Annotated in this window: 11 protein-coding genes; 5 read left to right on the top strand and 6 right to left on the bottom strand. The window is 70.3% G+C overall.

The window, feature by feature from the left end; all coding sequences use genetic code 11:
• Positions 1-127: 127 nt before the first annotated feature.
• Positions 128-925, bottom strand: coding sequence for a carbon-nitrogen family hydrolase (locus tag AOK08_RS20100; protein ID WP_055527793.1), 798 nt, complete (start codon positions 923-925; stop codon positions 128-130).
• A gap of 224 nt (positions 926-1149) precedes the next feature.
• On the opposite strand from AOK08_RS20100, the gene AOK08_RS20095 reads away from it, so the two are divergent.
• Positions 1150-1974, top strand: a complete 825-nt coding sequence (locus AOK08_RS20095; protein ID WP_055527792.1) for a maleylpyruvate isomerase family mycothiol-dependent enzyme — start codon at positions 1150-1152, stop codon at positions 1972-1974.
• Positions 1975-2466: 492 nt separating this feature from the next.
• Here AOK08_RS20095 and AOK08_RS20090 read toward each other — a convergent pair whose 3' ends face one another.
• Together AOK08_RS20090 and AOK08_RS20085 are read right to left on the bottom strand one after the other, a co-directional pair.
• On the bottom strand, positions 2467-3798 hold the full coding sequence (locus AOK08_RS20090) for an MFS transporter (protein ID WP_055527790.1): 1332 nt from the start codon (positions 3796-3798) through the stop codon (positions 2467-2469).
• Entirely contained in the window at positions 3795-4457 is a 663-nt protein-coding gene (locus tag AOK08_RS20085) for a GntR family transcriptional regulator (protein ID WP_198539316.1), read from the bottom strand. Before AOK08_RS20085 ends, AOK08_RS20090 begins: the two co-directional genes overlap by 4 nt.
• A 309-nt stretch (positions 4458-4766) precedes the next feature.
• On the opposite strand from AOK08_RS20085, the gene AOK08_RS20080 reads away from it, so the two are divergent.
• Complete coding sequence (locus tag AOK08_RS20080) at positions 4767-5684, top strand: D-alanyl-D-alanine carboxypeptidase family protein (RefSeq protein ID WP_055527798.1); 918 nt, start codon at positions 4767-4769, stop codon at positions 5682-5684.
• Between the two features lie 98 nt (positions 5685-5782).
• Here the strand turns inward: AOK08_RS20080 and AOK08_RS20075 are convergent, their stop codons facing one another.
• From AOK08_RS20075 to pdhA, 3 genes are read right to left on the bottom strand one after another with little or no spacing between them, the layout of a single operon-like run.
• Positions 5783-7267, bottom strand: a complete 1485-nt coding sequence (locus AOK08_RS20075) for a dihydrolipoamide acetyltransferase family protein (protein ID WP_055527786.1) — start codon at positions 7265-7267, stop codon at positions 5783-5785.
• A 10-nt stretch (positions 7268-7277) separates the two neighbouring features.
• On the bottom strand, positions 7278-8303 hold the full coding sequence (locus AOK08_RS20070; protein ID WP_055527796.1) for an alpha-ketoacid dehydrogenase subunit beta: 1026 nt from the start codon (positions 8301-8303) through the stop codon (positions 7278-7280).
• Positions 8304-8305: 2 nt separating this feature from the next.
• The gene (gene pdhA / locus AOK08_RS20065; protein WP_055527783.1) at positions 8306-9604 is read right to left on the bottom strand and encodes a pyruvate dehydrogenase (acetyl-transferring) E1 component subunit alpha; all 1299 of its coding nucleotides are present in this window, start codon (positions 9602-9604) and stop codon (positions 8306-8308) included.
• A 321-nt stretch (positions 9605-9925) separates the two neighbouring features.
• Between pdhA and AOK08_RS20060 the strand changes: the two genes are divergently transcribed.
• The 3 genes from AOK08_RS20060 to AOK08_RS20050 form a co-directional block, all read left to right on the top strand.
• A complete protein-coding gene (locus AOK08_RS20060) occupies positions 9926-10630 on the top strand; it encodes a response regulator (protein ID WP_055527780.1) in 705 nt (234 codons plus the stop codon).
• Positions 10631-10718: 88 nt separating this feature from the next.
• Positions 10719-11126: a pyridoxamine 5'-phosphate oxidase family protein gene (locus tag AOK08_RS20055; RefSeq protein ID WP_055527777.1), complete on the top strand. Its 408-nt coding sequence runs from the start codon at positions 10719-10721 to the stop codon at positions 11124-11126.
• Positions 11127-11202: 76 nt separating this feature from the next.
• A partial coding sequence (locus AOK08_RS20050) for a phosphotransferase (RefSeq protein WP_241827019.1) occupies positions 11203-11884 on the top strand: 682 nt, incomplete at its 3' end.

The following is an 11884-nucleotide window of genomic DNA, read 5'->3' as shown; positions in this document are numbered from 1 at the left end:
CTCTGGGGGAGTTTGAGGGCGAGGCCCCTTCAGGGCCGACAGCGGGGGTCTGGGGGCGGCAGCCCCCAGGAACGGGACGGGAACGGGTAAGGGCGGCGGGGGCGAGGAAACCCCAACCCACCGGGCCTCACCCCCGACGCGGCACCGCAACCCCCAGCACCCTGTCCTTCAGCGCCGGAAACACCTCCCGAGTCTCCCCCACCCTCGCGGGCTCGAACTCGACCCGCAGAACCTCCTCGCCCGCCCCCGCCTCCGCGAGCACCTCACCCCACGGATCGACCACGATCGAATGCCCGGCCTGCGGAACCCCCGCATGCGTCCCAGCCGTTCCACACGCAAGGACGTACGCCTGGTTCTCGACCGCCCGCGCCTGAGCCAGCAGCGTCCAGTGGGCCCGCCGCCGCTCCGGCCAGCCCGCCGAGATGACCATCGTCTCCGCACCCGCGTCGACGAGACCACGGAAGAGTTCGGGAAAACGGAGGTCGTAGCAGGTGGCGACACCGACCGTCGTCTCCGGGAGGGAGACGGTCACCAGTTCCGCGCCCGCGCCCATCAGCACGGCCTCACCCTTGTCGAAGCCGAAGCGATGAATCTTTCGGTAGGCGGCGGCCAGCTCACCGGCGGGGGAGAAGACGAGGGAGGTGTTGTACAGCGGGCCCTCGGGATCCCGCTCGGGGATCGACCCGGCGTGCAGCCACACACCCGCGTCGCTCGCCGCCTTCGCCATCGCCTCGTACGTCGGCCCGTCCAGCGCCTCGGCCTCGGTGGCGAACCGCTCGTATGCGAAAGCACCGGTCGTCCACAGTTCGGGCAGTACGACGAGATCGGCGCCGGCCTCTTCCCGTACCAGCGAAGCCACTCGCCGCCTGCGCGATTCGACCGATTCGCCCTCGTCTACGCCGATCTGGATGAGCGAAGCGCGCACACTACCACCGTCCTGACATTCGAGCCGTCCATACAGGCCTACGATCGTCACACGAAAGCACTGCCGGGGTGCCTCACAGCAGCGTAACTTAACGTTCCAAGACACCCGCTGACAGCTATCCCGCCCACCGCAAAAACGACACAACCGCCGACAACGCCGTCGACACCCGCCGTCATCCGCCGTCACCAATGCCCGCGTACCGACCGCCCGAGGGGTCCCGTTCCGTGAGTCTGCATCCCACTCTCCAGTCCTACGCCGACGCCTGGACCCACTCCATCGACGCGATATCCGAGCTGGTGTCACCGCTCGTGGAGGGCGAGTGGAACCGCCGGACCCCGTGCCCCGGCTGGTCGGTCCGTGACGTGGTCTCCCATGTCATCGGCCTGGAGTGCGAGACGCTCGGCGACCCGCGCCCCATTCACACGCTCCCCCGCGACCTCTACCACGTCACCAACGAGCAGCAGCGCTACATGGAGATGCAGGTAGACGTACGGCGGCACCACACGGCCCCCGAGATGACGTCCGAGCTGGAGTACACGGTCATCCGCCGCAACCGCCAGCTGCGCAACGAGACACGGGAACCGGGCGCGATGATCCGCGGCCTGCACGGCCGGGAGACCGCCATCGAGGACGCCATGCGCAACCGGGCGTTCGACGTGTGGGTGCACGAGCAGGACCTGCGTACCGCCCTCGGCCGGCCCGGCAACCTCGACTCGCCCGGCGCGCACATCGCGCGGGACGTGCTGCTCGGCGCACTGCCGAAGGTCGTCGCCAAGGACGCGGGAGCGCCCCGCAGTTCGGCGATCGTCTTCGACGTGCACGGCCCCATCGAGTTCCTGCGCACGATCCGCGTCGACATCAACGGCCGCGGCACCCTCGAAACGTCCCCGGCGCTCGGCCCCGCGGCCTCCTTCGCCATGGACTGGGAGACCTACTTCCGCCTGGCCTGCGGCCGGGTGACCCCGGAATCGGTGGCCGACCGCGTCAAGACGGAGGGCGACCCGTCCCTCACGTCGGCGATCCTGCACCACTTCGCGGTAACGCCCTGACCCCCTGAGCCCGTGCCCGCGTATCGAGCCTGTCCGGGGCACCTCCCGGCATCGGCCCGCATGTCCAGCCTGTCCGGGGCATCTCCCGGCACCGGCCCGCATGTCCAGCCCGTCGGGGGCACCTCGCGACGCCGGCCCGCATATCCAGCCCGGGGGCGCCTCCCAGCAGGGCCCGCACCATCAGGCCGCGCGGGGCACCTCCCAACGCCGGCCCGCACCATCAGCCCGTCGGGGGCGCCTTCCAACGCCGGTCCGCACCGTCAGCCCGTTGGGGGCAACTCCCGGCATCGGCCCGCCTGTCCAGCCCCGGGGCGCCGTCGAATGCCGGCACGCACATCCAACCCGCCAGGGCCACCTCCCAATGCCGGCCCGCATTTTCAGCCCGTTGGGGGTCCCCCCTCTGGGGGAGATTGAGGACGAGGCCGTTCAGGCCGGCAGCGGGGGCCTGGGGGCGGCAGCCCCCAGAACCGACGCCCGCACCAACACCCCCACTTACACGGGAACGTGCACCGCGGAAACCCTGCTCGCAACCAACCGCTCCCGCTCCCGCCGAGCCGCCCGCCCCCGCAACCGCAGAATCTGGCTGACGCCGACCCCCTGCAGCAGGAACACGAACGAGAACGCGACGGTGTAGTTGTCCCCGGTCGCGTCCAGCAGCACACCGACCGCGAACAGCGTCGTCATCGAGGCGACGAACCCGCCCATGTTGGTGATCCCGGACGCGGTCCCCTGCCGCTCCGGCGGATTCGCGGGCCGCGCGAAATCGAACCCGAGCATGGAAGCCGGGCCGCAGGCCCCCAGTACCGCGCACAGCAGCACCAGCAGCCACATCGGGACGTGTTCGACGCCGGCCACCGCCGGGTAGGCGAGCGTCACCGCCCACATCGCCGCCGTGACACCCACCGTGCCCAGCACCAGCGGCAGCCGCGCCCTGTGGTGCCGGGCGACGATCTGGCCGTACACCGGGCCGATCACCATGTTCGACAGCACGACCAGGGTGAGCAGCTCCCCCGCCGTCGCCCGCGTCAGCCCCTGCGCCTGGACGAGGAAGGGCAGGCCCCACAGCAGCAGGAACACCATCGCCGGGAACTGCGTGGTGAAGTGCACCCACAGTCCGAGCCGCGTCCCGGGCTCGCGCCACGAGGCGGCGATCTGCTTGCGCACATAGGCGGCCCCTTGGTGCGCGGACGGCTCCGGCTCCTGCCCCTCCGGATGATCCCTGAGGAAGACGAGCATCAGCACGAGCACCACCACGCCCGCGACCGCGCTGCCCCCGAAGGCCGCCGTCCACCCGAGGCCGTGCAAGAGCCGGGCCAGGACGAGCGTCGAGACGAGGTTGCCCGTCATCCCGGCCAGCCCCGCCAACTGCACGATCATCGGCCCGCGCCGCGCCGGGAACCACCGGGACCCCAGCCGCAGCACGCTGATGAACGTCATCGCGTCACCGCACCCGAGCAGCGCGCGCGAGGCGAGGGCCGTGCTGTACGAGGGGGAGAACGCGAAGCCCAGTTGCCCGGCCGTGAACAGCACCGCCCCGATGGCCAGCACCTTCCGCGTGCCGAGCCGGTCGACGAGCAGACCGACCGGTATCTGCATGCCCGAGTAGACGAGGAGCTGGAGGATCGAGAACGTGGACAGGGCGGACGCGTTGACGTGGAAACGGTCGGCGGCGTCGAGCCCCGCCACCCCCAGTGACGTACGGAAGATGACCGCGACGAAGTAGACCGAGACACCGACGGACCAGACGAGGACGGCGCGGCGCCCGCCGGGAGGATCGCCGGGCAGCGAGCCGCGACCGGTGCCGGCGGTGGGGCCGGGGCTCATCGGACCTCGCCCCGGGCCAGGTTGGAGAACCAGCTCACGTGCCGGTGCACGATCGCGACCGCCGCCTCCGGGTCGCCCGAGCGCAGCGCGTCGAGGATCTCCTGGTGCTCGGCGAGCGTCTTGGTGATGCGGTCGGGGTGGGCGTGCATGACGGCGACGCCCATCCGCAACTGCCGGTCGCGCAGTTGGTCGTACAGACGGGAGAGGATCTCGTTGCCCCCGCTGCGGACGATCTCGGCGTGGAAGCAGCGGTCGGTCACCGCCGCGCCCGCGAAGTCGCCCTCGGCGGCCTGTTCGCGCTGTTGTTCGAGCAGTTCGGTGAGCCGGGCGATCAGACGGGGCGAGGCGGGCACCGCCTTGCGGATGGCGTGCTCCTCGACCAGTTGCCGGGTCTCGACGACGTCCGCGATCTCCTGCGCCGAGACCGGCAGGACGAGCGCGCCCTTCTTCGGATAGAGCTTGATCAGCCCCTCGACCTCCAGGCGCAGCAGCGCCTCGCGCACCGGTGTGCGCGACACGCCGACGGCCTCGGCCAGCTCGCCCTCGGTGAGCAGGGTCCCGCCCTCGTAACGGCGGTCCAGGACACCCTCTTTGACGTGGCTGTAGACGCGGTCGGCGGCGGGAGGTGGCTTCACTTGCTGCACAGCCGGGCTACTCATGTCCACAGCATAGATACAACACGTACCCATGAGGATGCCCGTCCGCCATATGGACCGACCCCACGACCGATCCCCGTTCGGGGCGTGACGTCGCCGCACGGACAACAGTTCAACTCACAGAAGGAACACGGGAACCAAGGAGGGGCGTACGGCGTCCCTCGGAAAGGGAAAATGAGGGAACCCGCCTCATCTCACGTACTACACCTGTGCTAGTTACGAGTCACACGAGAGCGGCGTTCCGCCGGTTCGGCCAACTCGGTCGCTCTCCAGGGACATTCGGACGATCCAGACGTAATCGGGGTATTGAAGTTGATAACCGGCATTAAGGGCATCCGTTTTCGTAGAGCCGCGGCCGTGGTGGTCACCACCGGCGCCGTGCTCGCGACCGGAGCGCTCACCACGGCGCCCGCGCAGGCAGCTCCCGCCGCTCCCGCCGTTCCGACGATCGTCGCCAAGGGCGGCTTTCTGATGAACAACGCCAACGGCGCGAGCCTGTACACCAAGGCCGCCGACACCAGGCTCTCCACCGGTTCCACCACGAAGATCATGACGGCGAAGGTCGTGCTGTCCCAGCGCAACCTGGACCTCAACGCCAAGGTCACCATCCAGAAGGCGTACAGCGACTACATCGTCGCCCACACCGCGTCCTCGGCCGGTCTGATCGTCGGCGACAAGGTCACCGTCCGTCAGTTGCTGTACGGGCTGATGCTGCCGTCGGGCTGCGACGCCGCGTACGCGCTCGCCGACAAGTTCGGCACCGGCTCGACCCGTGCCGCCCGGGTGAAGTCGTTCATCGGCAAGATGAACAGCACGGCCCACGACCTCGGGATGACGAACAGCAAGTTCGACAGCTTCGACGGCATCGGCAACGGCGCGAACTTCTCGACGCCGCGCGACCTGACGAAGCTCGCCAGCAACGCCATGAAGAGCAGCGCCTTCCGCGCGGTCGTGAAGACGCAGAACTTCAAGGAGAAGGTCATCACCTCCAACGGTGGGACCCGCTGGATGTCGTGGGAGAACACCAACAAGCCGCTGCTGTCCGGCTACGCGGGCACCATCGGCATCAAGACCGGCTCCGGCCCTGAGGCCAAGTACTGCCTGGTCTTCGCCGCGACCCGCAACGGCAAGACGGTCATCGGCACGGTGCTCGCCTCCGCCTCGGTCGCCGACCGCACGTCGGACGCGAAGAAGCTGATGAACTACGGCTTCGCGCGCCTGAACGGCTGACACCCGGCACGCACGACCACGTATGACCACGTATGACGAAGGGGGCCCACTCCGGTGGGCCCCCTTCGTCATACGGTCGGCGTCAAACAGATACTCGCCTACGCCCAGGTGATGAGCTTCTTCGGCTGCTCCAGGATCGCCGCCACGTCCGCCAGCACCTTGGAACCCAACTCCCCGTCCACCAGCCGGTGGTCGAAGGAGAGCGCCAGGGTGGTCACCTGACGGGGCTTGACCTTGCCCTTGTGGACCCACGGCTGGAGCTTGATCGAGCCGACCGCGAGGATCGCGGCCTCCCCGGGAGGGAGAATCGGCGTGCCCGTGTCGACGCCGAAGACGCCGACGTTGGTGATGGTCACCGTGCCGCCCTGCATCGCCGCCGGTGATGTCCTGCCCTCCCGTGCCGTGGCCACCAACTCGCCGAGCGCCTGCGCCAGTTGCGGAAGGGTCTTGTCGTGGGCGTCCTTGATGTTCGGGACGATCAGACCGCGCGGGGTGGCCGCCGCGATGCCCAGGTTGACGTAGTGCTTGAGCACGATCTCCTGGTTCGCCTCGTCCCAGGACGCGTTGATGTCCGGGTGGCGCTTTATCGCGACCAGCAGGGCCTTGGCGATCAGGAGCAGCGGGTTCACCCGCACCCCCTGGAGCTCGTACTCGGCGGACCGCTTGAGCTCCTCGACCAGCTTCAGCGTCCGTGTCACGTCCACCGTCACGAACTCCGTGACATGCGGCGCGGTGAACGCCGAGCCGACCATCGCCGCGGCGGTCGCCTTCCGTACGCCCTTGACCGGGACGCGCGTCTCCCGCGTGCCGTCGTACGAGGCGGCCGGCGCCACAGTCACCGGCGCGACCGGAGCCGTGCGCACCGGCTCGGGCACCGCCGGGGCCGCCTGGGCCACCGCCGCGTGCACGTCCTCCCGCGTGATGACGCCGTCGGGGCCCGACGGCGTGACCGTCGTCAGGTCGACGCCGAGATCCTTGGCGAGCTTGCGCACCGGCGGCTTGGCGAGCGGACGCCCGGCCACCGCCGTCACCGTGGCCAGGACGGCCTGGCCGACCGGGCCGGCGAGCGCGCCGGGGCCGCCGTGCCCGTTGGCCTCCACCCGCCCACTGTGGCCGTTCAGCTCCTGCTGGACGGCCGCGGCGACCTCCTGGGCCGGCACCTCCGCGCCCTTGCGGGGGCGGCGCTTGGTCGCGGAGACGGACACGCCGTACCCGACGAGGACCGGCTGGCGGGCCTGCGGCTTGGCCTCCTCGGGGGCCTCAGCCGCGACCACGGCCGCGGCCGGAGCCGAGGCCGGGGCCTCCACCGGGGCACCGGCTCCGCCGGACACGTCCACCGCGATGATCGACGTACCCACGTCGACCGTCGTGCCCTCGGGGAAGTGCAGCGAGCGCACGACCCCGTCGTACGGGATGGGCAGTTCGACGGCCGCCTTGGCGGTCTCGACCTCGCACACCACCTGGCCGTCGGTGACGGTGTCGCCCGGCTGGACGTACCACTTGAGGATCTCGGCCTCGGTGAGTCCCTCGCCCACGTCGGGCATCTTGAACTCGCGAACGGACGCGTCAGTCATCGTCGTCACGTCCCTCTCCTCAGTACGCAAGCGAGCGGTCGACGGCGTCGAGCACCCGGTCCAGGCCCGGCAGGTACTCGTCCTCCAGGCGGGCCGGCGGATACGGGGCGTGGTAGCCGCCGACCCTGAGCACCGGGGCCTCCAGGTGGTAGAAACAGCGCTCCGTGATCCGGGCGGCGATCTCCGCGCCCGAGCCGAAGAACACCGGCGCCTCGTGCACCACGACCAGGCGGCGGGTCTTCTCGACCGAGGCCTGGATGGTGTCGAAGTCGAGCGGGGAGACCGACCGGAGGTCGAGGACCTCCAGGGACCGGCCCTCCTCGGCCGCCGCGTTCGCGACCTCCAGGCACAGCTTCACCATCGGGCCGTAGGCGGCGAGGGTGAGGTCGCTGCCCTCGCGGACCACCTTGGCCTTGTGCAGCGGGCCCGGGATGGCCTCCGTGTCGACGACGGCCTTGTCCCAGTAGCGGCGCTTCGGCTCGAAGAAGATCACCGGGTCGTTGCTCTGGATGGCCTGCTGCATCATCCAGTACGCGTCCGACGCGTTGGCCGGGGAGACGATCTTGAGGCCCGCGACATGCGCGAAGAGCGCCTCCGGGGACTCCGAGTGGTGCTCGACCGCGCCGATGCCGCCGCCGTACGGGATGCGGATGACGATCGGGAGCTTGATCTTGCCCAGCGCGCGTGCGTGCATCTTCGCGAGCTGGGTGACGATCTGGTCGTACGCCGGGAAGACGAAGCCGTCGAACTGGATCTCCACCACCGGGCGGTAGCCGCGCAGGGCGAGGCCGATGGCCGTGCCGACGATGCCCGACTCGGCGAGCGGGGTGTCGATGACCCGCTCCTCGCCGAAGTCCTTCTGCAGACCGTCGGTGACCCGGAAGACACCGCCGAGCTTGCCGACGTCCTCACCCATGATCAGGACCTTGGGGTCCGACTCCAGGGCCCTGCGCAGCGAGTCGTTGATCGCCTTGGCCATGGCCATGTTCTTGGACGTCACGGTGTTCGCCGCCGCGTTCGTCGAAGCCACTGTCTCAGCCGCCATGGTCATGCCCCCTCCACATCCGCGAACGACGCCTGGTAGGCGGCGAACTGGGCCCGTTCCTCGTCCACGAGCGCGTGCCCGTCGGCGTAGGTGTGCTCGAACATCGCGAAGGGGTCCGGGTCCGGCATGGCACGGACCACTTCGCGTACTCGCCTGCCCAACGCTTCGCTCTCGGCCTCCAGTTCCGCGAAAAATCCCTCGTTCGCGTGGTTTGAGGCCTCCAGGTACGCGCGTAGACGTGCGATGGGGTCCTTCGCCTCCCAGGCCGCCCGCTCGTCGTCGTGGCGGTAGCGGCTCGCGTCGTCAGAGGTGGTGTGGTCGCCCATGCGGTAGGTGAACGCCTCGACCAGCGTGGGGCCCTCGCCGTGGCGGGCCCGCTCCAGGGCCCACTTGGTCACCGCGAGGACCGCCAGCACGTCGTTGCCGTCCACCCGGACTCCCGGGAAGCCGTAGCCCTGCGCGCGCTGGTAGAGCGGGACGCGGGTCTGGCGCTCGGTCGGCTCGGAGATGGCCCACTGGTTGTTCTGGCAGAAGAACACGACAGGCGCGTTGTAGACCGAGGCGAAGGTGAAGGACTCCGCGACGTCGCCCTGGCTGGAGGCGCCGTCCCCGAAGTACGCGATGACCGCCGAGTCGGCGCCGTCCTTGACCACACCCATCGCGTAGCCGGTGGCGTGCAGGGTCTGCGAGCCGATGACGATCGTATAGAGGTGGAAGTTGTTGCTGTTGGGGTCCCAGCCGCCGTTGTTCACCCCGCGGAACATGCCGAGCAGGTTGGTCGGGTCGACGTCCCGGCACCAGGCGACACCGTGCTCGCGGTAGGTCGGGAAGACGTAGTCGTCGGGGCGGGTGGCGCGGCCGGAGCCGATCTGGGCGGCCTCCTGGCCGAGCAGCGAGGCCCACAGGCCCAGCTCGCCCTGGCGCTGGAGGGCGGTGGCCTCGGCGTCGAAGCGCCGGGTCAGCACCATGTCCCGGTACAGGCCGCGCAGATCCTCTGAGGTGAGGGCCGAGACATAGGGGTCGTAGTCGGCGTTCTCGACCCGCCTGCCCTCGGGCGTCAGCAGTTGGACGAGGTCAGGGTCGGCGCCCGTCCCGGTCCGCTTGGCGGCGGGCTTCGCGGCCTGCTTCTTGGCGGGAGCCCGTTTGGCAGGGGCTCGTTTGGCGGTGACGCGTTTCGCGGCCGTGGCCTGCGCGTCGACGGCCGGTGCGTCGGCGGCGCTCTGGTCGGTGGTGCGGGTGGTACCGGTCTTGCTTCCGGCGCTGCGTCGCGGTTTGCGCGCGGCAGTGCTCTCCACGGTCACGTGTACTCCTCCGTCGGTCCGGCCCCGGGGTTGCCGGGTAACCAGTGCGGTCACCTGTACCCGGCACCCGTGCACGGGGTGGGTGCCGCTCGGCCGGGAACAGGCGTGGAAGGCGCCCCGGCGAGCGTCCCGCAAGGATCACGTTACCCAGTGCCTCATATTTCTATGAACCACCCCTGACCTGCCATTTTGCTTGGAAACCCAAGTAAATTGACTAAGTCGGGAAGGGACCCTGGTCACAGCCTTGCAGGGGGCCGGAACAACGGCACGTTATCCCGCACACCCAGCTCTCGGGAAGAGCCGGTGTGTGAGACTGTCCGTGTGCCCGAAGACGGAAAAATCACGGTATTTCTCCTCGATGACCATGAAGTGGTCCGCCGGGGAGTCCATGAACTTCTCTCGGTCGAGGACGACATCGAGGTGATCGGCGAGGCCGGTACGGCGGCCGAGGCGCTGGCCCGGATTCCGGCCGCCCGGCCGGACGTGGCCATCCTGGACGTACGGCTTCCGGACGGCAGCGGTGTCGAGGTCTGCCGCGAGATCCGCTCGCGGGACACGGGTGTCAGATGCCTGATGCTGACCTCGTTCGCCGACGACGAGGCCCTCTTCGACGCCATCATGGCGGGCGCCTCCGGGTATGTCCTGAAGGCCATCCGCGGCCATGAACTGCTGGCGGCCGTACGGGACGTCGCCGCAGGCAGATCCCTGCTCGACCCGGCCGCGACCGCCCGGGTCATGGAGCGGCTGCGGGACGGCGGCAACGCGGCCCGGGGCGACGAGCGGCTCGCGAACCTCACCGAGCAGGAGCGCCGGATCCTCGACCTGATCGGCGAGGGGCTCACCAACCGCGCGATCGGCGAACGGCTGCACCTGGCGGAGAAGACGATCAAGAACTATGTGTCCGGGCTGCTGTCCAAACTGGGCATGCAGCGGCGCTCCCAGGCGGCGGCCTACGTGGCGCGCGCGCAAGCGGCACAGCAGGGCCAGGGAAAGGGGCAGGGACAGGGGCCGCGGCCGGGTTTCTGAGGGGGGACCCCCGAATCGGGACCTAAGACCCCTCTTCTCGGGGCGAGCGCCCCTGGTGGACCCGTCCCGGGGCGCGCAGCCTGAGCGCATGCCGACCGACGAACAGCGCGCCGCCGAGCTCCTGGGCCGGGTCGAGCACGGCCGGGTCGCGACCACCATGCGCGCGCTGCCCTTCCTGGCCTCCGCCCGGCACATCGTCGTGGACGGCCGGGTCCTGCTGCGCCTGCACAGGGGGCACGGGTACCACAGGGCGTGCGTGGGCGGTGTCGTCGCGTACGGCGCGGATGTCCCGTCCGCGCGCACCCGGTCGGGGTCGCGGTCGTGGTCCGTGCAGGTCGTCGGGGAGTGCGCCGCCGTCGAGCCGACCGCCGCCGAGCTCGACCGGTTCGGTCCGGCACCGCGTTCGGTTGACGGTGTTCCCTTCGATCCCGTCTATCTCCGAGTCGAACCCCAGTTCGCGACAGTGCACTCCATGATCGAAACCGACTGCCCATGACTTTCAGTGGTCACTCGTGACCACCTGTGACAAGCGCCCCGCTCGCACGCCCGGCTCGTGCCCTAGCATCTGGCGCGTGCCGCGCTCATCTGTACCACCCCTTGCGTCCCATGCGCCCCCTCTGGGCGCCCTCCTCCGCCAGTACTCCGCCGGGTCCGCGCTCACCTGCGCCCCCGTCGACCAAGGGCTGCTGAACCGCGGCTACCGGCTCGCCACCACTCGTGGCGACTACTTCCTGAAGCACCATTTCGATCCCGAGACCGCCGACCCCGCCGCGATCGCCCGCCAGCACCGGGCCACCCAGCGCCTCGCGGACCTCGGCGTCCCGGTGGCCCCGCCCCTGCCCGGCCGTGACGGACGTACGGTCGCCGTCGTCGGCGGCCACGCCTACGCCCTGCACCCCTGGGTCGACGGCCGCCACCGCGACGGCGGCCAGCTCAGCACCGTCCAGTGCGGCCGGCTGGGCGCGCTGCTGGGCGTGGTCCACACGAGCCTGGAATCGGTGATGCCGGCGCGGGTCCGGACACCGGGCGAGCGGGCCGGGGAACCGGCATCCCCGCAGGGGGCGGCGAACTCCGGCCGGGGACAGGCCCCCGAGCGGGGCGGCACCGGCGCCGGCGTCCAAGGGGCGCGCTCCGGCCGGCCGGGCGCGGGCGCCCGCCGCCGGGACGCCACCCGGCACAGCCGGCCCGCCGACCGGGGCCGGACCCGCACCCCCGCCGAAGCCACCCCCGGATTCCTGGCGCTTATACACATCT

The organism is Streptomyces graminilatus (genome assembly GCF_001418565.1).
GTDB classification, from domain to species: Bacteria; Actinomycetota; Actinomycetes; order Streptomycetales; family Streptomycetaceae; genus Streptomyces; species Streptomyces graminilatus.
The sequence above is the reverse complement of the archived record's forward strand: the minus strand, read 5'-3'. Positions and strand labels throughout refer to the sequence as shown.